Annotated in this window: 16 protein-coding genes and 2 pseudogenes; 12 read left to right on the top strand and 6 right to left on the bottom strand. The window is 57.8% G+C overall.

What is annotated here, in order from left to right; translation table 11 throughout:
• The first annotated feature begins 1255 nt into the window (after positions 1 to 1255).
• The 10 genes and pseudogenes from MTX19_RS30445 (at position 1256) to MTX19_RS30395 (ending at position 11842) form a co-directional block, all read left to right on the top strand.
• Complete coding sequence (locus tag MTX19_RS30445; protein WP_280985609.1) at positions 1256 to 2395, top strand: acyl-CoA dehydrogenase family protein; 1140 nt, start codon at positions 1256 to 1258, stop codon at positions 2393 to 2395.
• A gap of 149 nt (positions 2396 to 2544) precedes the next feature.
• Entirely contained in the window at positions 2545 to 3702 is a 1158-nt protein-coding gene (locus MTX19_RS30440) for an acyl-CoA dehydrogenase (RefSeq protein WP_280985608.1), read from the top strand.
• 542 nt (positions 3703 to 4244) lie between these two features.
• Complete coding sequence (locus tag MTX19_RS30435) at positions 4245 to 4751, top strand: hypothetical protein (RefSeq protein ID WP_280985607.1); 507 nt, start codon at positions 4245 to 4247, stop codon at positions 4749 to 4751.
• Positions 4727 to 5071, top strand: a complete 345-nt coding sequence (locus MTX19_RS30430; RefSeq protein WP_280980586.1) for a hypothetical protein — start codon at positions 4727 to 4729, stop codon at positions 5069 to 5071. Before MTX19_RS30435 ends, MTX19_RS30430 begins: the two co-directional genes overlap by 25 nt.
• A 425-nt stretch (positions 5072 to 5496) precedes the next feature.
• A complete protein-coding gene (gene tnpB / locus MTX19_RS30425) occupies positions 5497 to 5892 on the top strand; it encodes an IS66 family insertion sequence element accessory protein TnpB (RefSeq protein WP_348638223.1) in 396 nt (131 codons plus the stop codon).
• Between the two features lie 47 nt (positions 5893 to 5939).
• Positions 5940 to 7555: pseudogene (locus MTX19_RS30420) on the top strand (IS66 family transposase).
• A gap of 351 nt (positions 7556 to 7906) precedes the next feature.
• Positions 7907 to 9214 carry an aminotransferase class I/II-fold pyridoxal phosphate-dependent enzyme gene (locus MTX19_RS30415; protein ID WP_280980585.1) on the top strand — a complete coding sequence of 436 codons (1308 nt, stop codon included), beginning with the start codon at positions 7907 to 7909 and terminating at the stop codon, positions 9212 to 9214.
• Between the two features lie 316 nt (positions 9215 to 9530).
• A complete protein-coding gene (locus MTX19_RS30410) occupies positions 9531 to 10316 on the top strand; it encodes an SDR family NAD(P)-dependent oxidoreductase (protein ID WP_280980584.1) in 786 nt (261 codons plus the stop codon).
• Positions 10317 to 10865: 549 nt separating this feature from the next.
• Positions 10866 to 11009 carry a hypothetical protein gene (locus tag MTX19_RS30405; protein WP_280980583.1) on the top strand — a complete coding sequence of 48 codons (144 nt, stop codon included), beginning with the start codon at positions 10866 to 10868 and terminating at the stop codon, positions 11007 to 11009.
• A 488-nt stretch (positions 11010 to 11497) separates the two neighbouring features.
• The gene (locus MTX19_RS30395; RefSeq protein WP_348638222.1) at positions 11498 to 11842 is read left to right on the top strand and encodes a CoA transferase; all 345 of its coding nucleotides are present in this window, start codon (positions 11498 to 11500) and stop codon (positions 11840 to 11842) included.
• Between the two features lie 314 nt (positions 11843 to 12156).
• Here the strand turns inward: MTX19_RS30395 and MTX19_RS30390 are convergent, their stop codons facing one another.
• Positions 12157 to 13356: an IS256 family transposase gene (locus MTX19_RS30390; RefSeq protein ID WP_280973221.1), complete on the bottom strand. Its 1200-nt coding sequence runs from the start codon at positions 13354 to 13356 to the stop codon at positions 12157 to 12159.
• 1173 nt (positions 13357 to 14529) lie between these two features.
• The gene (locus MTX19_RS30385; RefSeq protein WP_280980580.1) at positions 14530 to 15069 is read right to left on the bottom strand and encodes a DUF2889 domain-containing protein; all 540 of its coding nucleotides are present in this window, start codon (positions 15067 to 15069) and stop codon (positions 14530 to 14532) included.
• 187 nt (positions 15070 to 15256) lie between these two features.
• Here MTX19_RS30385 and MTX19_RS30380 point away from each other — a divergent pair, with 187 nt between their 5' ends.
• A complete protein-coding gene (locus tag MTX19_RS30380) occupies positions 15257 to 16042 on the top strand; it encodes an enoyl-CoA hydratase/isomerase family protein (protein ID WP_280980579.1) in 786 nt (261 codons plus the stop codon).
• 25 nt (positions 16043 to 16067) lie between these two features.
• On the opposite strand, the gene MTX19_RS30375 is transcribed toward MTX19_RS30380, so the two are convergent.
• Positions 16068 to 16472 (bottom strand): helix-turn-helix transcriptional regulator, encoded by a 405-nt coding sequence (locus MTX19_RS30375; protein WP_280980578.1) that lies wholly within the window; start codon positions 16470 to 16472, stop codon positions 16068 to 16070.
• A gap of 500 nt (positions 16473 to 16972) precedes the next feature.
• Positions 16973 to 18256, bottom strand: coding sequence for a crotonyl-CoA carboxylase/reductase (gene ccrA, locus MTX19_RS30370; RefSeq protein ID WP_280984922.1), 1284 nt, complete (start codon positions 18254 to 18256; stop codon positions 16973 to 16975).
• A 683-nt stretch (positions 18257 to 18939) separates the two neighbouring features.
• On the opposite strand from ccrA, the gene MTX19_RS30365 reads away from it, so the two are divergent.
• Complete coding sequence (locus MTX19_RS30365; protein ID WP_280980577.1) at positions 18940 to 19704, top strand: enoyl-CoA hydratase/isomerase family protein; 765 nt, start codon at positions 18940 to 18942, stop codon at positions 19702 to 19704.
• 187 nt (positions 19705 to 19891) lie between these two features.
• Here the strand turns inward: MTX19_RS30365 and MTX19_RS30360 are convergent.
• Together MTX19_RS30360 and MTX19_RS30355 are read right to left on the bottom strand one after the other, a co-directional pair.
• Positions 19892 to 20642 (bottom strand): annotated as a pseudogene (locus MTX19_RS30360) (IS630 family transposase); the annotation flags it as partial.
• Between the two features lie 846 nt (positions 20643 to 21488).
• Entirely contained in the window at positions 21489 to 21716 is a 228-nt protein-coding gene (locus MTX19_RS30355; RefSeq protein WP_280980576.1) for a hypothetical protein, read from the bottom strand.
• Positions 21717 to 21739 lie beyond the last annotated feature (23 nt).

Below are 21739 nucleotides of genomic sequence, written 5' to 3'. Positions count from 1 at the left end.
CGGCTTCTACGCAGTTGCCAGAGCTCATAAGCGCATTCCGCGTGCGGCTGTCGTCGCATTTGTCGGCTCAAAGGCGTGCTACCGGAACTTGCAAACTTGAGGAACGTCGATGCAATCGCAGGCCGTTCCAGCACCGCTGGTCCGGGCCGGCATGAACGCAATGCGGCTCAAGCTGGTACTTATCTAAGGACACGTGTGGGCAATTCTGTCCGCAAAAAGGGACGGCTAACTCAACTGTTAGCGTCTTGTCCAATGTTCGAAATTTGTCATTCGCTGGCCGTTCGTGGGGAGGCTGCAAGCCTTCTTGGTCCGTCTTTCTGGCGAGGGCGTTTTCTGATATTCTAAGATCTGTGGAACTGGAAGGCGTGGCGCCGCGAGATCGCGTAGTTCTAGCGCGAGATCCGGTCAAAACTACTCTCAGCCTGTGCGCGCCAAACGAATGCTGGCCGCAATGCGCTCGGGATCTCATAGAAGGCACCAAGAAGCTCATAGGCCCGATGTGGCGTGAGTACGCTCACGATGGACATTGTCGTTCACCACATCCACACTCGATCTTCATCTAGGAGAACATTCTGGCTTGAGCGCGGGGGGGCAGTGACGCATGAGATTGTGACCCGGTATGAACGCGATGACTGTCTCCACTGACGCTGGTCGACGCGCTGCGCACGCTATCGAGTCGTTGGAAGCGTTATCTATAAATCGATGGCGCCGATCGAAGTAGCCAGTCGGCGGCTCTACCTTGGCAATGTCGGTCGTTAGGTAAAAGGCCGTGCACGAATGTATGGCGAACGTCGCGTCCCGCGATCAATCTCGCGTGATTGCTAATGTCAACCACTAAACTGGAGAGTGGCAACGTCCGGATGAATCCGGGGGCTGCTCGTCGTCGCGATCCATGACGCCAGTTTGTGGCTCTGGCTATCTGCCAGCATCGGTACCAGCGCACAAATGATCCGGCCTGACGTGATAATCATCGTATCGGAGCATGCTGCCATTCCCTTGAACGTTGGCGCCACAAGCATACCGAGAGATGGACGAATCATAGGAACAGAAAAATGCGTTCGGCCTACCCGCGTCGGTAGATTGACCGATCACAGCAACAGTCTGACAGTCGTTCATGCCAGAGCATCCCACGTCGGGAGATGCCGCGGCATAGAGTGAGTGGCGGTCGCTCGGTCATAACAGAACGGCAGGAACTGAAGTGCGGGCAGCTTCCACTTTGATTAGCCAGGATAGCAGATAGGAAACGAGAGACGATATGTATGGATTTAAGCAAGAAACACAGGCTCTGGTCGAACTGGTTCGGCGGATAGTCAAGGATCACCAAGCGCCGCTGGAGGCGCGCAGACTCAGAGGTGAGAAGCTGACCTCTGCTGACTTTCAGCCTGGACGGGAAGCGGCTCGAAAGTGTGGACTGTGGGGACTAAGCCTACCACGCAATCTAGGTGGCGCGGAGCTTTGTCTCGTGGATCGACTGGCTGTAATTGAAGAAAACAGGAAAAGCCTAACACCGATCCGTTTTGGGGGCGACGCGTTGCCTGACCTGCTGCACCTTGAGGGCGAGCAGAAGGCGCGATACCTCGACCCGTTTCTGTCTGATGCTACTGCGATATGCTTTGCGCTGACCGAGCCGAGCGGCGGTTCTGATCCGGCTCGCAATACTTCGACGCGTGCCAAGCGCGACGGTAGAGATTGGTTGATCAACGGTTCCAAACTCTGGGTCAGCGATTACGATGAAGCCGATCGGGTATTCGTTTTCGCTCGCATAGCCAACGAGAATACAGATTCCAGTATTTCGACGTTCGTTGTGGAGAAAGGAAACCCGGGGCTTATTGCACGTGCAGTGCCGATGCTCGGGGGGTACACGACGCATCAGTTGATTCTTGAAGATTGCAGAGTGGACGAGATCGCGCGCATCGGCGCTGAAGGCGCCGGATTCAAAGGTGCACAGAACGCACTAAACGCGACCAGGTTCGCAAATGCGGCGGCTACCCTCGGAATTGCGCAGCGCTGCTACGACATGATGGTAGAGTATGCCAAGGGGCGCGTGCTGTTCGGAGGCGCGCTCAGCGACAAGCAAGCGATCCAGTCTATGATAGTCGATTCATGGATCGAAATACAACAGAACCGGCTGATGATGTACACCTGCGCCGAGAAGCATGATCGCGGCGAGGAGACCCGTGTTGGAGCAAGCATGACCAAGTTGACCTGCACGGAAATGGTCGGCCGCGTCATTGACCGTGCTATCCAAATTCATGGCGGCGCGGGTTGCACATATGAAAGTCCACTTGCTCACTGGTACGATACTCAGCGAATGTCTCGCATCTGGGTTGGGCCGAGCGAAGTGCTCAAGTATCGTGTGCTTGCTCGGCATCTGTTGACGTCCACAGGGATCTAGATAGATCGCGACCGGCGCAGACTCCGCATTTATTTGCAAGTATCAACGAAGCTGGAATGCTACAGCAACACCCAATTGCGGACTGCGGGTAGCACGCAGCCGGCGATCCTCGATCGTGCTGCATCGAAGAGAAATGAGGCAAAAAGTACATGTATGCGTTCAAGGAACAAACACGGGCACTCGTAGAGCTTGTCCGTAAAATCGTGAAGGATCACCAGGAGCCACTCGAAAAGCGTAAGCTCAGAGGCGAGGATCTATTTCTGGCGGACTATGAGCCTGGACGGGACGCGGCCCGGAGGGCTGGCCTGTGGGGGCTTAGCCTGCCGCCCGAATTTGGCGGGGCGAACCTTTCTCTTATCGATCGACTTGCCATTATTGAGGAAAACCGGAAATGCCTGACGCCCATCCTCTTCGGGGGCGAGGTCCCCCCTGACTTACTCCATTTGCGCGACGAGCAGAGAGCGCGTTACCTCGATCCCGTCCTCTCCGATACCAAACGGTGCGCCTTTGCGTTTGTTGAGCCGGAGGGGGGGTCGGATCCGGCTCGAAAAACGTCCACATGTGCGAAACGGAGCGGTAGCGGATGGGTCATCGACGGTTCAAAGAGTTTCGTTAGCGGCTTGGAGGATGCTGACCTCGTATTCGTTTTGGCCATCACAAGTGCAGAAGAAAAGCTCGGCAGTTTGTCGATGTTCGCGGTGGAGAGAGGCAACCCGGGGCTCATTGAAGAAGGCCCGGTGCCGATGCTCGGTGGCGCGAACTCAATCGACAGGGGAGCTTATATCACTACATACCGGCTCATATTTAGAGATTGCAGAGTGGACGATCTTGCCCGCATCGGCACCGAAGGCGCAGGATTCAAGGAAGCGCAAAACGCACTTAGTTGGACCCGATTCGGGAATGCTGCGGCGGCTACCGGCATTGCCATGCGCTGCTACGAGATGATGGTCGAACAAGCCAAGCAACGAATGCTGTTCGGGGGGGCGCTTAGCGAAATGCAGGCCATTCAGTCCGCTATCGTGGACTCATGGATTGAAATCCAGCAGCATCGACTGATGATGTATAAGTACGCCGAGAAAGGTGATCGCGGTGATGACACCCGCGTCGAAGCGGCGGTCACCAAGTTTACGTGCACGGAGATGGTCTGGCGCATCATCGATCGTGCCATCCAGATTCATGGCGGTGCGGGTTGTACCTATGAGAGTCCACTAGCGCATTGGTACGACAAGCAACGGATGGCTCGCATCTACGAAGGCGCAACGGAGGTTCTGAAATACAGAGCCCTCGCCCGCAGGCTGTTAGCATGAGGGGTGAGAGAATTTGCCAAAAGGTCGGTGCTGCACGGCTCTTCCATGGAAGTGATCGTTTTACCTTTCGAGACACAACCTCATGAGGAGGTCTGGCCTGCTCAAAACGAGCCGGGCAGGCCAGTCTCATCCTTGCGATTTTGCGCGATCGTCCAGCCTCGACAAGTATATCCAAAGCCAGCGAAGGGCCTGTGTCCTGATCCTGCAGGATACGACCGAGTTCACCTACAGTCGCGAGTCGCCCGGCAAGATCGGCTACACAAAGACCATCAATGCTGGGCGCTATAAAGCCGGACAACCCACCGCCTGCAACTTGTGCGGCGTGTTGATGCATTCGAGTCTGGTCGTCACCACCAGCGGGACTCCACTCGGCCTGTCGGCGGTGAAGTTATGGACCCGCAGCAAGTTCAAAGCAACGGCTGCGCTCAGGCGGCTCCTGAACCAAACGCGCGTGCCGATCGAGACCAAAGAAAGTTATTGCTGGCTCGAGAATTTGCGTCAGTCCATCGCGCTTCTGGGCTCGCCCGAGCGCTGTGTGCACATTGGCGATCGCGAAAGCGATATCTACGAACTTTTTTTGCCTGGCGCAGGTTCTCGGGGCACGGTTTCTTGTGCGCGTTCAGACCAATCGGCTCGCCGAGCCACCGTCGAGTCCCTCGCCGACGAATGCGGCCCATCGCGTCTTCGCTCAAGTTGCCGCGGTCCCTTGGTCCGGCCGCCACCGAGTCGCGACTGGCGGTCAAGATGGCGAAACTGCTTTCCTGCAGATCAAGTTCGCCTCGGTGAAAACATTGCCGCCTATCGGCAAGCAAAAGCGCTACGCGCTACAAACGCTCATCTATATTTATGTTTTGGATGTCGATCCGCCTTCGAATCGTGACCCGATCGACTGGAAGCTCGTGACCAATTTGCCTGTCGACGATCTGGCAGCCGCCGTCGAAAAGCTCGACTGGTACGCCTTGCGCTGGAAGGTCGAGATGTTCCATAAGATCATGAATCTGGTTGCCGTGCAGAGGACGCGAGATTGCAGACCACCGAGCGGCTGGTGAAGCTTCTCGCTCTCATTACGGTTGTCAGCTGGCGCATTTTTTGGATCACTATGTCCGCGCGCGCTCAACCGGATGCGAGACCCGAGACTGTCCTTACCCCCGCGGAGATTGAAACACTCGACCGCATAGATGCGGCGCGTTCCAAACCGCGCATCCTTCGCCGAACGCTCGCAACTTACCTTTTGCAGATCACCATGCTTGGCGGCTATCTCGCCCGCACACGTGATCATCCTCCAGGAAACATCGTTGTTTGGCGACGTCTGACCAAGTTGCAAGATGTCGCCTTCATCGCTACCGGGTCACCCAGAAGATGTGGGTAGTTGAAAGCCGACGGGAGCCGTCTTACGTGACGGGTGGCAATTCGCGAAGCGTGTTGCCTTAAGTCTAGCTTTAAGGTCATCAGGCGATGCGGGTCGAGGTTTTGGGCGGGCTGGAGCGGCGGCGCTGGTCGTAGGACCACAGGGCACGGATTGTCGAGGAGACATTGGCGCCGGGCGCGAAGATGACTGAGGTTGCGCGTCGCAACGAAGTAGCGGCCAGCCTGGTGTTTACCTGGCGTCGACAAGCGCGGACATCGGAACAAGTTGTACATCGTTTACGCCGGCGCAGATCGCCGCCGTAGCGGCATCGGCTGAGGAAACTCCGATGCTTTTGCCTACGGTTGATGGCCGAGTTCGCTCCGTCGCAGCCGCGCGTACTGGAATGATAGAGATCGATCTCGGCAACCGACGGTGCATCCGGCTGGATGAGCACGTCGATCCAGAGGCGCTGGCGCGGGTCCTCGATGCGCTTGGACGCCGATGATTGCGATACCGAGGAATGTGCGAGTGTGGCTCGCGACAGGCTACACGGATATGCGCATAGGTTTTCCGTCGCTGGCACTCCAAGTGCAGGAGGTAAAGACCAGCTCAACGGTCATCTGTTCGTTTTCCGCGGTCGCCGCAGCGATCTTGTGAAGGCGATCTGGCATGATGGCGAGGGAGCCTGCTTGTTCACAAAAAGACTCGAGAGAGGAAAGTTCATCTGGCCATCGGTTGCCGGTGAATCGGTATCGATCTCGCCGGCGCGGTTGAGCTATCTGCTGTCCGGGACCGATTGGCGTAACCCTCAAGAAACCCATCGGTCGACGCGGGTGGGATAGCCGTTTTTCCGGCTTGAATCTGCAGCTTGATCTGATTCACCGGCTTCATGATATCGAAGCCGGACGATCTTCCATCGGACCTTGCGAGTGCCCTGGCTGCGCTGCAGGCCGAGCGTGAGGCGCGGCTGCGAGCCGAGGCGGTGGCTGCCAGTGTGCGGGCGGAGCTGTCGGACAACGAGGCGCTGATCGCGCATCTTGAGCTGCGGATCGAGAAGCTCAAACGCGAGCTGTACGGACTGCGCTCCGAGCGCACGGCGTGGCTGCTTCAGCGAGCTGGAGTTGGAGCTCGATGAACTCGTTACCACGGCGAACGAGGATGAGCTTGCCGCGCAGGCTGAAGCAGCAAAGACGCAGAACATCCGTTCCTTCACGCGCAAGCGGCCGGTGCGCAAGCCCTGGCCGGATGACATCGAACGCGAGCGCGTCGTCATTGAGGCTCCAACGACCTGCGCCTGCTGCGGTGGATTCGCGGCTGGCGAAGATCGGCGAGGATGTGACCAGGACGCTGGAGGAGATCCCACGCCGGTTCAAGCTGATCGAGACGGTACGCGAGAAGTTCACCTGCCGCGATTGCGAGAAGGTCAGCCAGCCGCCCGCACCGTTCCATGCCACGTCGCGCGGCTTCATTGGCCCACAATTGCTGGCGACGATCCTGTTCGACGAGTTCGGCATGCATATCCCCGCTCAACCGCCAGAGTGCGCGCTTCAAGGCCGAGGGGATCGACCTGTCGTTGTCGACGCTGGCCGACCAGATCGGCCACGGGACCTTCGCCGTCATGCCGCTCTTTCACTTGATCGAACGTCATGTGCTGGCTGCCGAACGTCTTCATGGCGATGACACCACCATCCGTATCCTGGCGAAGGGCAAGTGTACGACCGGACGGATCTGGACTTATGTGCGGGATGACCGGTCCTTCGCCGGGCCCGCCGCCGGCGGCGGTCTATTACGCCTCGAGCGACCGACGAGGCGAGCATCCCCAGAAGCATCTGGCCTCCTTCATGGGTAGCCTGCAAGCCGATTGTTACAGCGGCTTCGAACCGCTGTTCGACCCGCAGAAGAAGGTGCGGCGGACTACGCCGGCATTTTGCTTTGCCCATGCACGACGGGGCTTCTTCGAACTGGCCCACATCGAGAAAAATGCTCGGGAAGGCAAGAAGGGCAAACCGGCCTCTCCGATCGCGCTGGAGGCGGTCAGGCGCCTTGATGCATTGTTCGAGGTCGAGCGCGCCATCAACGGCCGCTGCGCCGACGAGCGGCGCGCCGTGCGCCAGGAAGAGAGCAAGCCGCTTCTCGAGGGCATGCACGCCTGGTTGTTGCGTGAGCGCGAAATCCTCTCACGCTCCTCCGAGGTCCTTAAGCCGATCAACTACATGCTAAGGCGCTGGGACGACTTCGCCCGCTTCCTCGACGATGGCAGATCTGCTTGACCAACAATTGGACCGATTGAGAGGCATCGCCCTGGGAAGGCGCAACTGGACCTTCGCCGGCAGCCAGCGTGGCGCCGACCGTTCCGCCATCACACTGACGATGATCACGACCTGTCGTCTCAACGACGTCCGAAAGCCTGGCTCGCCGACGTCCTCGCCCGCATCGCGTCTGCACGAACTGCTGTCCTGGGAATGGAAACTCCTGCGCCAAGCAGCCGGTCAGCAGGCCGCCTGACCTTCACCCAAGCAATCATAGAACTCACTGTGCCCGCGCGCGTGCGTCAATCACGCGGTCTTCGTCGCATGCGTACCGGGGAGCCGCCAGCTGCTGTAGTAGCAGAATGTCGGCGCCACGCGATGGAGATAGGATCAGTCACCCGGCACCGCTCCGTGCGCGACATCTCCGCATCCCAACCTACTCCATTAGGTAGCTGCGAAGTGCATCTTTCGTAGTTAGTTTGCGTCGGCCGGAGCTTGCAAGAGACAGAACCTTGCGATTTGGCGCGATATTGTCAGGAATGGTGGTCGCGCGCTGTCATTTGAGTGGTCAAGCACGTTCTTTCGGCAGATCGGAACGGGTAATTAAATGCAGCAAGAGCAGCAAGGGTTGACGGTTCCGGATAGTCGCCGCAAACGTGGACGCTTTCGGAACACTGCTTACGTGGTCAACGAAAGCAAGCCTTATTTCGATGCTGCCCACACATCTGGTCTTATGGCCCTCCAGGCAAGGTCCAGGGGCGGGCGCATGGTCGCCTTGGGTACTGGTCCTCTCGACAGTCGACCTCTAGTGACTGATTTCGTGCGCTGCTCCTATCTTGGCCTCGATAATCATCCGGTGGTCATTGATGGCGCGATGGAAGCAATCGAGCTACATCGCTCTCTGCACTGGTCGTGCGCACGAACGCGGCTCAATTTCGATCTCCTGGCAGAGCTTGAAGAAACTCTTTCCGAGATGTTCTGCGCGCGCGTGCTCGCATTTTCCACGGTCATGCTGGCCAATCTTGGCGCGATGCCCCTTCTCGCATCGGGCCAATTGACGAACGGAAGAAAACCAGTCGTCGTATTCGATCGGACCGCGCATGTATCGCTCGCTTACCACAAGCCGGTCGTCGCTGATGAAACCCGAGTTGAAACCATTGCGCATAACGATGTCGATGCTCTCGAGCGCCTGTGTCGCGAACACCCGCTTGTCGCCTACGTCTGCGATGGTGTCTACTCCATGGGTGGGAGTTCGCCGATAAAGGAGCTCCGCGAACTCCAGGAGCGATATGGGCTTTTTCTTTTTATCGATGACGCCCATGGCATATCTCTCTTTGGACGCCAAGGCGAAGGATTTGCTCGCTCTCAGTTTCCGCAATCGCTGGGCGACCGGACGATCATAGCGGCATCGCTCGCAAAAGGGTTCGGCGCATCGGGCGGCATGTTGATGGTTGGCGGAGCCAACCATGAAGCTCTGTTTCGACGCTACTCCATTCCCTATGCCTTTTCCGTGGCGCCAAATCTGGCGGCAGTTGGTGCTGCGCTTGGGTCGTGCAAGATTCACCGCTCTGCAGAGCTAGGCGAGCGGCAGCGGAAGCTGGCGCAGCGGATCAGTATCTTTGACCGTCGTGTCACGACCGCGGAGAAAGGCAATCGTTTCCCTATTAGGATGATTGAAATCGGGGAAGAAGCCAAGGCGATTGCGATATCAAGAAAGCTCCTCGACGCCGGCTTCTATACTTCCGTAACCTTCTTCCCGACCGTCCCTCGCGGAAAAGCGGGAGTTCGCGTGTGTATCACGGCAGATCACGAAGCGAACGATATTGAACGTCTGTGCGACTGCATCTTGGAAACCGCGGCCGGCACAACCGGAGTCGCCACGGTATCCGCGACTCCCGATACGATGATAGAGTGAACAAGTCGGCGCTGTCGAAACGAGGATGACGTGACGCCAGACATGGAACGTGCAACGGCCGACGGAATGCACCGATTATCACACGCGCTGAGTTTCGAGCGGTTCGCCTTTCGTAGCAACGCGCCTCGCTCGGGAAGATCCACGGATTTCCGCATCTTCTTGCTGTCGGGCCAATGATGGGAAGCTGCCTAGGATGGCTGTACCTAAAGCTCCAGAGAACCCGAAAGGATCGTAAGAGACGCATCCTCTCTGTTCGTACGTAGCCTGCCAGCCGCCGTGCAAATCAAATTCATGTCGTTGTTGAGTTGCCGAACACATGAAAGCAGCGAAGTCCAACGATCAAAGCGACGGGCGGGTTGCGCTCGTTACCGGAGGAGCGCGAGGGATCGGATTCGAAATCGTACGCAGATTCGTGACCGACGGCTATCAGGTCGCCTTCATTTCGATGAGAGCCGAGCACGTGGAGCGGGCGCTTGACGCCCTTGGCCGGCCGGAGGGCCGACTCTATGCTGAAAACGGTGATGTATCGCGACAGGATGTGGCTTCGGGGTTCATTGACCGCATCCGGTCTCGTTGGGGCGACATTGCCGTGTTGGTGAACAATGCCGGCATCTCGCCCAAACGGCTCGATCAGAATACACCATGGATATCGCAGACCTCCCATGAGGAATGGATGCGGGTCATCGATGTCAATCTCAGCGGACCGTTCATCTTCATGAGACTGATCGGGCCAGCAATGATTGCGAAAGGTCATGGGCGTATCATCAACGTGGGGTCGGTCGCCGGCCGTACCATGCCACTGATCGCAGGGCCGCACTACGCCGCGTCGAAGGCTGGTCTGGTCGGACTAACCCGCGCTGCTGCGCGAGATCTGGCGCCGTATGGTATCACGGTCAATTGTATTGCTCCCGGCAGGGTTCTCAGCGATCTGAGTGGGCCAGCCGAAGCCCCGATCAACGTGGCAGCTCTCAACCGGATTCCAGTCGGGCGATTTGGAACAGCTGAAGAAGTGGCACACGTGGCGGCCTTTCTGGCCTCGCCGATGGCAGGCTTTATCACCGGTGCCACCATCGACATGACAGGAGGAGAGTTCGCCGCCTGAGGCGATGCACATTGCAGTCCTGGCGCAAGCGCCTGATCTAGCTCCAATGAGTAACAAAGAATTCGTGCCCAGCAGGATGTGCGGCCTGCAGCATCGAGCCCTTCTGTGGAGGCGATATAGATTGTTGGAACAGCGATTGTCAACGATAGCGCTAGATGAAGAAGTCGAGCGATCGCGACGCGGAGAGGTAAATGATCGTGGCGAGGCTAAGATGAATCTTCGCACGCCGTCACAACGGTTCGATATCTGCGGTGCTGCAGGGTTGTTAACCCTGAAGTTCCAGTGGCTCCCTGTGGAGAGCGCGCCAGAGAAGAGTGCCGATCGAAAGTGGCGGGGACTTGGCGCAGACAAGGGCGCTCGTTCACTCGATCACAGGAGCGCCTGTGCAACATCAGCGGCAGCGTGCTCTATGAGCGAAGCTGTGGGCAACGGCTGTTGGAGACTTGATGGCCGACATTCTGGCCGGGCTTTCCGGTGGGAATCTATGCGACAAGGAGAGGGTTGGGTGTTACCAGGGTAACGCCAGCACAATGGCGCGCATTTTGAGACATGCTTGGTCTTTCCGACTTGCTTGATGATCCTGCTCTCATGCTTGGGGAAGATCGCCTGAAGCGGGCGCAAGAGCTGGAAGGAAGGTTTGTTCCTGAATTTCAGACGCAAAATCCCGATCATCCCGGTGCCCGAAATATCTGATCTATTCCTCGATCCCGAGAAAGGTGAACGTGGCGCCATCGTGCCTGTCGTCTTGGGCGAAGAAAATGGCCTGACGGTTGGCTCGGTCCAGCGGCTTACGGTCACTCCGCCGCGTCGGGGCGGGAAGGTACCGGTCCCCGCGCAGCAGGAAGCTTTCCCGAGTTCGAGATATGTAAGCTGCGCCGCTGGATCGAGAGCCCATCCCATGAATCCGGCGGGACCGCCGTTGCATGGAATTCGCGTGATCGACTTTCGATGGGCCGGGCGGGGCCGCTATGCACCCGAACATTGGCTGATCTTGGCGCTGACGTGCTCAAGATCGAGGCCATTCAATATCCCGATTGGTGGCGCGGTGTTGACCGGCGTCTTGCTTACATCGATGGCGGATGTACGAAAAGACGATACAATTTTGCGTTATGAACCGCAACAAACGCGGTATCACGCTGGACTTGACGCGGCCGTAAGGCGCAGCGCTCGCCAAACGGCTTGTGGTGGGAGCGGACGTCGTCGTCAATAACTATTCATTTGATGTACTGCCCGGGCTCGGGCTTTGTTATGATGTGCTCAAACAGCTAAACCGGCAGCTCGTCACGATGTCGACGCCTGCGTTTGGTGCAGACAGCATGCATCGCGATTGCCGTGCCAATGGCTCAACTCTCGAGCAGGGATCGGGCTTACCGAGCGTGATTGGAAGACCCAATGGCCCGCCCACAATGAGCCACACCGCCTTTGGCGATGCAGTTGGCGGGTTAAACGGATGCGCTGCGGTTCTGGTCGTCCGGTTCACGCCCGGAACACCGGGCAGGGGCAATTCATCGATCTGGCGCGGATAGACTGCATGATGCCGTTCGCAGCGCCGTGGATCACCCTCCACCCGATAGAGGGTGTCCCACCGCTGAGATACGGCAATCGACACCCCCAAGTTCGTGCCGGATGGGTGCCTTCGCTATGCCGGTGAGGACAACTGGATCATGACAGCGGTTACTGGCGCGGACATGTGGCGTCAGCTCACGCGCCTCATTGGCCGGCCGGACTGGGGCAGGGACCCATCGTTGGAATCAGCAGAAGGCTGCCGTGACAGATCGTGTCCCTGAGCGTGGTGTAACTGGCGGTGGGACACCGCGTTCGCCGGCAAGAGCCGGACTGGTCAGCTGGCGATAGCCGGGAGACTGACGGTTGGATCATCGCTCAACGGCGCGATGGTTTCCAGCGTCATGTAACGGGCGCGCTGGACGGCCCATTCATCATTCTGTTCGAGCAGGATCGCGCCGATGAGGCGGACGATGGCGTCCTCATTGGGGAAGATGCCGACGACCTCGGTCCGGCGCTTGATCTCGCCGTTGAGGCGCTCGATCGGGTTGGTCGAGTGCAGCTTGGTGCGGTGCTGCGGCGGGAACGTCATGTAGGCCAGCACATCGGTCTCGGCCTCGTCGAGGAAGCCGGCGAGCTTGGGTAGCTTGGGGCGGAGCTGATCGGCGACCTTTCGCCATTGCGCTCGTGCGGCTTCGGCATCGTCCTGGGCAAACGCAGTGGCGATGAAGGCGGAGACGACACGCCGTCCGCTTTTGCCGGCATGGGCCAGCGCGTTGCGCATGAAGTGCACGCGGCAACGCTGCCAACTGGCGTTGAGCACCTTGGCGACGGTCGCCTTGATGCCCTCGTGGGCGTCGGAGACGACCAGCTTGACGCCGCGCAGGCCGCGGCGGGCGAGCTTGCGCAGGAACGCCGTCCAGAATGTCTCGGCCTCCGAGGGACCAATGTCCATACCGAGAACTTCGCGCCGGCCATCGCTGTTGACGCCGACCGCGACGATCACCGCGACCGACACGATGCGCCCCTGCTGGCGCACCTTCACGTAGGTGGCGTCGATCCACAGATACGGCCAATCGCCCTCGATCGGGCGAGCGAGGAACGCCTTCACCTTGTCGTCGATCTCCGCGCACAGCCGCGAGACCTGGCTCTTGGAGATGCCGCTCATGCCCATCGCCTGCACCAGGTCGTCGACCGAGCGGGTGGAGACGCCCTGCACATAGGCTTCCTGCACCACGGCGGTGAGCGCCTTCTCGGCCATCCGGCGCGGCTCCAGAAAGCCGGGGAAGTAGGAACCCTTGCGCAGCTTGGGGATACGCAGCTCGACCGTGCCGGCGCGGGTCTCCCAGGTCCGGTCGCGGTAGCCGTTGCGCTGCGCCAGGCGCTCGGAGCTCTTCTCGCCATAGGCGGCCCCAGTCTGGCCTTCCACTTCCAGCTCCATCAGGCGCTGGGCGGCAAAGCCGATCATCTCGCGCAGCAGATCGGCATCAGGGGTCTTCTCCACGAGCGTGCGGAGGTTCATCATCTCATCGGTCATCGGTGGTTCCTCGAATCAGGTTGGTATCAGCAACCCGACCCTACCGGCGAACTGCCGGTGACCACCGCAAAGCCGCCCGCCCGCTACGGCGCCATGGGAGGCCGCGCGTGCGGACGGCTTTGCTCTACCGAGCTACACCACCAATGGGGACACGACCGCCGTGACATCGATGACCTAATTGAAGCAGGCATTGCAGCCTGGACGATCTCGCGGGACGCAGATCAGGCCATGTCTGAGTTGCAGGCAGCAGGGATAGCTTCTGGCGTGGCTAGCCTGCCGATTGAACTTCCTAAAGGTCGGCATCTTGCGTCGCGAGGATTCCTGCAGGATGTTGAACGAGCATTCATTGGCCGACACCCGCAGCCATCAGCCCGTATACGTGAAGGTGCCATGTCGTATCCGCGGCTGCGCCTACCGTCGGAGAGCACAATGTAGAAGTGCTGTCGGAACTTCTCGGGCTTCCGAGTGCTCGATTGCTCAGTTAATGAAGGATGGCATTATAGGTACGGCAATGCTCTCTGAAAACGAGCTCGCATCGACGAAACCGGCGTCAGCTTGACATATCCAATCCAGGGCGTGGATCCGACTGGAGATGCGAATGCAAATCTGGAGATCAAAGCTCGTTATCGCGGGAGGTTGATTGCGAACAACGGTAGAGCTGGCGTCTTTGCGCCGATCTGTGCCGTCAGCATGATGGCAGACCGGTTCGTCGCGAACGGCATTCACCGCTTGATCCATACGAGTCGCTGCTTTTCCGGGAAAGATGTTTTGGCCTGCCAAAAATCTCTTCGCGCCTCGAGGGCGCATTCTGGCAGGAAGAACTCGGCATGCCGCGTCAAGCGACGATCTGCTGGTGTGCTCCTCTGGCGCGATTACCGATGGATGTCCTGTCATATCGGTCGGACTTTGATCAGGCTATCTGGGCGAGAGGCCAACCGAAGAAGAGGCAGTTAGGCAGTCAATGCTCGATTAGACGTCGGCGTTTGTCTCTGCGCTCTGGCATGAAAATCTATTGCAGGAACAGTGCTCCACGCATGTCAGCAGGAGCCTTCGTTTAAGGCAAATACCTAGATGGCAGATGTATTTGCGAGCAAGATTTCCAGCTTCACGCAGCAGATATTGTTTGAGTACTGCTCAAGGTTGGCATCAGCCGACGTACCTGATGATCACCAACTACTTGATCGGCAAGTCAGGCCATAAATGCCTTACCACCTCGTTGCCCCTCCGGTAAGCGCAGCAACTGTCGATCAGGCCTGGGCGAGGATGCCTGTCGAAAGCTCCTTGTTGCTGCAGGACCGGCAAGATGGTCTGGAATATGACTGATCCGACAGAGCCAATAAGTTCGTAAAGGTGCGTGCAGCAAGCACTTTGAGGGACGCGCTCCCTGACATTCTTTTTCCAGCCAGGCTCGATCGTAAGACCCACGAGCGGAGCAAAGGCAGCCGCTGCTTCCGAGCATGGCGGATACGGATTACTGTCGCTGACAGCATCGACTGCGCGTATCCTGAAGCTTGTATCGACAGTCAACCGCAGTGACATGTCATGCATCGCTTGCCCAGGGAGAACTTCACGCCAAGGATTCGCGTACGCACCGGTTTTTGAGTCGATCAGGCGGGCCTCAATATCCCAGAGGAGATCGCGACGATGGTAGCCAATCACTTCTATTACCCGGCGATGAAGCATTTCTCGTTCGACAGGATCGGAAAGTGGCATGGAACTCACCGTTTTCACATGCATGCAGCGACGCGGCTAGCTCACACTATGCTGCCCAATGGCCTCGTTTGCAAGATTGAACTCTTACTATGGGTGTTTTTGTTGATTGACATGTTCTCATTATAGGTGCATCATCAGGAGGACCTAAGCTACGGCTTTCATATGGACGTGATCAATCGGAGAAACCATGGCTATATTGGAAACCGAGTCACGAGGTGAGGTTCTGGTCGCGCGGTTCAATCACGCAACGCCCCATAATCCGATGAGCTTGGAACTCGAGACTGCAGTCCGCTCGATATGCCGGGAAACAAATGACAATCCTGAGGTGCGGGCTCTGGTATTGACAGGAGGCAATGAGAGATCCTTTTGCGCTGGCGGCGATTTCACGGAAGTGGCCCAGCTTTCCGGAAGTGTGGCAGTGGAGGCGTATATCGACCGGTTGATTGACTTTTATTCGACGATACTCAGCATCAAGAAACCTACAGTTGCCGCAATTGCTGGCTATGCCATAGGTCTGGGCTTTCAGCTCGCGCTATGCTGCGACTGGCGCGTTGGAGTGCTCGGAACGAAGCTGATTATGTGGGAACTGAAGCACGGCATCGCTTGTATTGTCGGCGGGTATCTGCTCGAGAGTTTCGTCGGTCGGGCCGCGATGTCCAGCATCGTCTACGGGTGCGAGGCCGTTCCGGTTTCCTGGGCGCTGGACCACAAGTTGCTTCACGAGGTCGCGGATCCAGGAGACCTTATGGAGACGGCTATTGCGCGCGCGCGGATCCTCGGCGAATTTCCCGGAATCACCTTCCGCCGAACGAAGGAATCGATCAATCAAGGCTTGCTTGCTGGTTTGCGCAGCATCTCACTCGAGGCAAAACAGGGACATGTTGCTGGTGTTGCGAGCAGTGCCGCACAACAGCATTTCAAAAGCGTGCTATGCAGTGGCCAGAAATGCGATGGCCCAGCCTGCAATTGTTGATCTCGTAAGCCGTCTGACGGCAACTCTAACGCTTGGCGTTTGACTTCGAAAGTTTGGCGACCAACGAAACAATGTCCGTTCGGGCACGCTCATCCTTGATCTTCATGAAATCCGTGACAAGTTCAAGAACCTGCTTTGCCAGCTTGCCCCTTTGTGCGCCGACGATCGCGGAAACATCCGTGAGTGGCGACCTCCGCCGCTGTGTTACGCTGTCATCAACTTCATAGAAATGTGTGATCGGCGTGTTCAGTGCTTGAGCGATCTCGTAAAGCCGACTGGCCGGCACTCTGCTTGTGCCATTTTCGTGCTTTTGCAGTTGCTGAAAGACTATGTCCAATCGACTGGCGAGCTCTTTCTGACTCAGGCCAACCAGCTTTCGCTGCGTTCGAATGCGTTCGCCAATTCTCGCGTCAAGGTCGTTGTATGTCACGGATTAGGTCCGGCCTCAGGCTCTTTTCGCATTGACAGATAAAAATCGATAGCATTCTCAGATAGTTCGTTCAACTGCCTCTGCTTAGGGATGCGAATGAGGCTTAACGAACTTTTCAACCTCAACAACGTCCGCGCAGGTCAGTAACTCCGGTCGGTTGGCCAGGATCGGAGTCGCAGGGCGACGCCGGCGAGCTGTTCAGGCGATCCGAAGCGGGTCTGGCTCACGGGCGAACGTCGCGAGAATACCGCCTTGACATCGAGAGAGGCTCGTCAGGATCGTCGGTCAGATCCCGAATTGATGGCGATCAAACGCTCTGTTTGGCCCTGCCCGGTGGAGACCTCGGGACTGCACCGGGTCGCGATCTCGCTAATTCTTCTTCGAGAGCGCTTTGAAAGGATGTAGTTCGTTAGGTGCGAGCAGCCATTCTGCTGGACCCGGTTAGCCTCTGAATGATTGCTGTCCGGCAGCATCAGCCTTCGTCGGGACCTGAGCCTCAGTCAAACTCCTGAAGCCTGAGAGCTGGCCTGTGCCACATTTGCCTGGACGAGAACAGCCATGTTTCCGGGCCGGTGCTCGTTCCTTGACATTTTCATGTGTGCGCGTGGGATTTCCTCCCAGGTAAAGACTTCGGAAAGGCATGGATCGATACGCCGCTCATGAACAAGCCGGTTCACTTCCCACAATTGATATGGATTTGCGAAATGGCTGCCTTGTACTCTCTTTTGTCTCATCCACACGAAGCGAGCGTCCATAGTAAGGTGGTAGCCAGAAGTCCCACCACAGAACACAACCATTCCGCCCCGTTTCACGATGTAGCAGCTCACTGGAAATGTCGTCTCTCCCGGATGCTCAAAAACAATGTCAATATCGGTGGCTCCTGCAATCTCCCGGATAGCTCTGCCAAAGCGGCGCACCTCCTTCATGTATTCCCTGTAAGCAGTCACGTCATGACTATCCGGAAGCCGCCCCCAACAGTCAAATTCTTTACGGTTGATCACGCCTTTTGCGCCCAATGACATCACATAGCGGCGCTTTGAGTCATTGGAAACAATGCCGATTGCATTGGCGCCCGTCAGTGATACAAGCTGGATCGCCATCGAGCCCAACCCACCAGCTGCACCCCACACCAGCACGTTCTGACCTGGTCGAACGGCATGCGGGTGATGGCCAAACAGCATTCTGTATGCAGTGCCTACCGTGCCCATATAGCACGCGCTCTCCTCCCAGCTGAGGTGCATCGGCCTTGCCAACAGTTGACGGGACTGTACGCGAGCGAATTGCGCCAAAGCTCCGTCCGGAGTTTCATATCCCCAAATTCTCTGGGAGGGCGACAACATGGGATCTCCGCCGTTGCACTCGAGATCGTCGCCATCGTCCTGATGGCAATGGACAACGACCTCGTCACCCACCTTCCATCTCTTTACTCGCTCTCCAACCGACCAAACAATTCCGGAGGCATCCGATCCCGCGACGTGACGGGAGTGCCGATGAAGATCGAAGGGCGAAACAGGCTGCCCCAGAGAGGCCCAGACGCCGTTGTAGCCTACCCCTGCCGCCATGATCATGACTAGGGCATCCTCGGGTCCCACAGTGGGGGTCTCAATCACCTCCACCTTCATTGCATCCTCCGGATCTCCATGCCGCTCCCGGCGTATGACCCATGCAAACATGTGCTTCGGTGCATAGCCCAATGGTGGAATTTCGCCAATCTCGTAGAGATCCTTCTCCATCGGCCGGACACTCTTGACAGTCGACGGATCCTGTCCGTTGCATTGATTCATTCCGCTCATCAGTCACCTCATGAAATAACGACGGGCACGGGAAACCGGGCCAGTCGCCCTCGTCCCTTCATGTGCCCGTCAAACGATCCCCTGCAATGTCAGTCGATGCTTGGCTGCAAGGCGGCATTTGCGGCCCATTGCTCGGCTGCCGAGATCCCTTAAGCCCGTGAGCTCTGGGAGTGAGACAACACTACGGCCACTCCGGGCATGGGCGCCTGCGCATGGCGGGTAGCGCATCTGATATCCATTCACGCTGAACTGCCATCCGATCGGGTGAGAGATCCAGCTCGACGCGATCGCGAGCCTGTCCAATGAGGCACGATCTCTTTCTCCAGGCACTTGTACTTGCGGCGGGCAAAAAGCGGCTCTCCGTTTCTGTTCAGGTATCTCTCTTCCGGAGCGCCAGCGATGCCTAGTGGCTTGTCGTGCTGCGCAACTGAAAAGCACAATACACCTGCTAGGAGATTTTTTGAATGGGTAACTGCATCTCGGTTGAGAAATTGGTTGTTGGATTGAATGGCAAAACTGATAAGGTTCAGACGCGAAGGAGCGGCTCCAAGCACCAGGAGAGGTGATGGACTGGCCCCGGCTTAATGGTCGGGCTCGGTTACACGTTTCCTGATCGTATTTGGGCCTACGGGCTGCCAAGCGGTGGCGTTCCTCCAACCTGACCGGAGATTTCCATGCCAGCCCTAAATGTTCATAAGGCGCGGACCGTTCTTGTGGCGCAGTTCAACCGCGAGAAACCTCTAAATCCACTCAACCGCGAACTCGAGCAAGGTATTGTCGAGACATGTCGATGGGCGCAAGCCGAACCGGCCATCAGGGCAATCGTCCTTACTGGTGGAGTGGATCGCTCCTTCGGTGTCGGTGATGACTTAAACGAAGCACGCGAAATCAAAACCCCGGCCGGCGTCGAAGATCTGATAGATCGGACAATCGGGCTTTACGTTGCCATCCTCAGCGTGACCAAGCCCATCGTCGCAGGAATTGACGGATATGCCATAGGCGCCGGGCTCCAGATCGCACTCTGCTGCGACTGGCGTGTAGGAACGGCCGCGACGAAGGCACTGGGGTGGGAGCTCAAGCAGGGGCTGGCCTGTCCAATCGGCGCCTACATGCTTCGGAAATCATTTGGTCGTTCCGCGATGTCTGATGTTATCTTCGGCTGTGAGGTTGTGCCGCCTGACTGGGCTCTAGAGCACAAGTTCTTCAATGAGATTGCCGAGAGGCAGGACGTCGTCGAGAGAGCAATTTGGAGAGCCGGCGTGCTTGGGGAATATCCGCAAGTCGCTTACCAGCGAACGAAAGAGTCGGTGAACCGTTCTTTCATTGGGGGACTGGAGGAGCTGAAGCCAATGGCGAAAGATATCATTCTGGATGGATTCCGTAGCAGCTTTGCCCAAGCGCATTTCGCTCGAATTACGCAAAGAAAATGGAAGCCCTGATACTACAATGAGGACGAATGGCGTTCGTTGCCTCTGGATTGCAAGCGAAGTTGACGGACCGGAATCAGCGAATTTGCATCGATCGATCGTCGTTTGGATAGGAGGGGAGCCACGACGTTGCTAGAGAGCTACTGTCCTGACCGGAAGTTCGCAACATCGTGTCGTGTTCTGCCCGGGCGTTGTATCGGCAGAAGCGCTCGATGGATGAAAGGATGTCATCGGCGGATTTGGTCCATCGGAACGGCTTGGGATCGACGTTGTGTCTGTCGACGAACGAAGTGATGTCGGCCCTGAGGGCGACGACGCTGCGATAGACACCGCGCCTAATCTTCTTATCGGTAAGGAGCGCGATGATGTCGAGGGCGGCGAACAGCGATGTGGTGCCGTGCCTTTTGTCGTCATGGCTCCTTCGGGCCGGCTGATCGGGACGCATCGGCAACATCGGCTGACTGCGGTCCAACGCCTGGCCTTGCGACTTCTCATCCACACACAGAACGATGGCATGCTCCGGCGGTGAGACGTAGAGATCCACGACGTCGCGCACCCTGGCCACGAAGTTTGGATCGGTCGAGAGCTTGAACGGCTCCAGCCGGTGCGGCTGGAGCCCGAAGGCCCGCCAGATGCGTTGCACCGTTGACACCGACAGGCCGCTGGCCTTCGCCATGCCGCGGGAACTTCAATGGGTGGCGTTCTCGGGGCAGTTCTCCAGCGTCTGCACGATCACGGCTTCGATGCGGGCATCGTCAATCGCGCGCTGCGCCCCGGAACGCGGCTCCTCCTGCAGCCCGGCCACGCGCCGCTCTACAAAACGCCGCCACTTGCCCACGGTCTACCGGCCCAGCTCCAGCTTGGCTGCCAGTTCGTTGTTCTGAGCGCCTTCCGCGCAGGTCAGCACGACCCGCACTGTCAGAGCCAGCGCCTGCCCTCTTCCGAAGCATCGTCAGCGACTGTAGTTCGGCACGCTCATCATCGGTTAATATAAGGGCTGCAAGTTGCCATCGCCTGTTGCACTCGCCATCTCTGGCACACCGACGAGAATCTGATGCGCAATCTACGATTGCGAACTTGTGACTCGGGACATTGGCGATGCTGGCGGCATGTTCGTCTTCTATTTAGGAGTGATTCGCGAAGAAGTACGCTTCGCTTGGCGATGAATTCTGCCGGTTTAAGAAACGTGCGGATGAGGCACAAAGCCCGAAAGCCATGCAGAAGGAGGAGCCAAAGTTGTAGCATGTGTACCGTCGAGGCAGCATTGCGCGGTCGCCGGGGTGGATGAAACTGCGACCCGGTTGCCCTGAGCCGATGCGTCCGAATACCCGTTCTCGAATGCCACGAGCTCCTAGCTAGGGCCGGTGAGCTTTTCTACTGTTAAAGGCCGAGCGCATGCCGAAGCGGTTGATTAGGAGCGCCGATTTATACCGACGTATCGAATTCGAACGCTGGTATGCAAGCTGACACCATCGACTACCTCAATCCCTGCGCTCGCTTGCACTAGGCTACAGCACACCGGGGCCGCGCCAAGTTGGGAGACTGAGTCCAATGGACTCACGTAGCGGCGGGGCTCTTCGCATATGGAACAAGCTCAGGCGCAGCAGCGGTCTGCATTGCTGAATCAAGATGCCAGTCCACTGGCGGCAACCCACAACACCAATCCAAGATCCGCATCGAGACGCTGTTGAATGCGCTTCGGGTACGGTCGGGGCCTATTCCGTCGTATCGCACTTCGGGAACCGAGATCCATCTCAACGAGGCGAACACCCATGAAAGCTAAGGCTGTCCACAATCTAATCCAAAAATCGAGTGAGATCGGTGATGGCTGCTTCCAAAAGAACGGCCGATGTTTCAAGGTTCAACTCGAGCACCTCAACCTCAGCATAACGAATTAGGTCAATAATGACCATAAGTTGCTCACGTCGTTTGTCAACGGCATCCGCAGCCGACTCCGGCTTTCTGTCGCGCACGATTTGGTGAAGGAATCCTGTGGTGGTCATTGCCTGAGCAGGCGCTCTCATGAAAGAGTTCCCGTTGGGTTACA

The organism is Bradyrhizobium sp. ISRA464 (assembly GCF_029910095.1).
Taxonomy (GTDB): Bacteria; Pseudomonadota; Alphaproteobacteria; order Rhizobiales; family Xanthobacteraceae; genus Bradyrhizobium.
The sequence above is the reverse complement of the archived record's forward strand: the minus strand, read 5'-3'. Positions and strand labels throughout refer to the sequence as shown.

Bases quoted from the DNA above. Each gene is read 5' to 3' on its own strand.
- MTX19_RS30445 (WP_280985609.1), top strand. From the start codon at position 1,256: ATGTATGGATTTAAGCAAGAAACACAGGCTCTGGTCGAACTGGTTCGG.
- MTX19_RS30440 (WP_280985608.1), top strand. From the start codon at position 2,545: ATGTATGCGTTCAAGGAACAAACACGGGCACTCGTAGAGCTTGTCCGT.
- tnpB (WP_348638223.1), top strand. From the start codon at position 5,497: ATGAGCACGTCGATCCAGAGGCGCTGGCGCGGGTCCTCGATGCGCTTG.
- MTX19_RS30415 (WP_280980585.1), top strand. From the start codon at position 7,907: ATGCAGCAAGAGCAGCAAGGGTTGACGGTTCCGGATAGTCGCCGCAAA.
- MTX19_RS30410 (WP_280980584.1), top strand. From the start codon at position 9,531: ATGAAAGCAGCGAAGTCCAACGATCAAAGCGACGGGCGGGTTGCGCTC.
- MTX19_RS30405 (WP_280980583.1), top strand. From the start codon at position 10,866: ATGCTTGGTCTTTCCGACTTGCTTGATGATCCTGCTCTCATGCTTGGG.
- MTX19_RS30390 (WP_280973221.1), bottom strand. From the start codon at position 13,356: ATGACCGATGAGATGATGAACCTCCGCACGCTCGTGGAGAAGACCCCT.
- MTX19_RS30385 (WP_280980580.1), bottom strand. From the start codon at position 15,069: ATGCCACTTTCCGATCCTGTCGAACGAGAAATGCTTCATCGCCGGGTA.
- MTX19_RS30380 (WP_280980579.1), top strand. From the start codon at position 15,257: ATGGCTATATTGGAAACCGAGTCACGAGGTGAGGTTCTGGTCGCGCGG.
- ccrA (WP_280984922.1), bottom strand. From the start codon at position 18,256: ATGAATCAATGCAACGGACAGGATCCGTCGACTGTCAAGAGTGTCCGG.
- MTX19_RS30365 (WP_280980577.1), top strand. From the start codon at position 18,940: ATGCCAGCCCTAAATGTTCATAAGGCGCGGACCGTTCTTGTGGCGCAG.
- MTX19_RS30355 (WP_280980576.1), bottom strand. From the start codon at position 21,716: ATGAGAGCGCCTGCTCAGGCAATGACCACCACAGGATTCCTTCACCAA.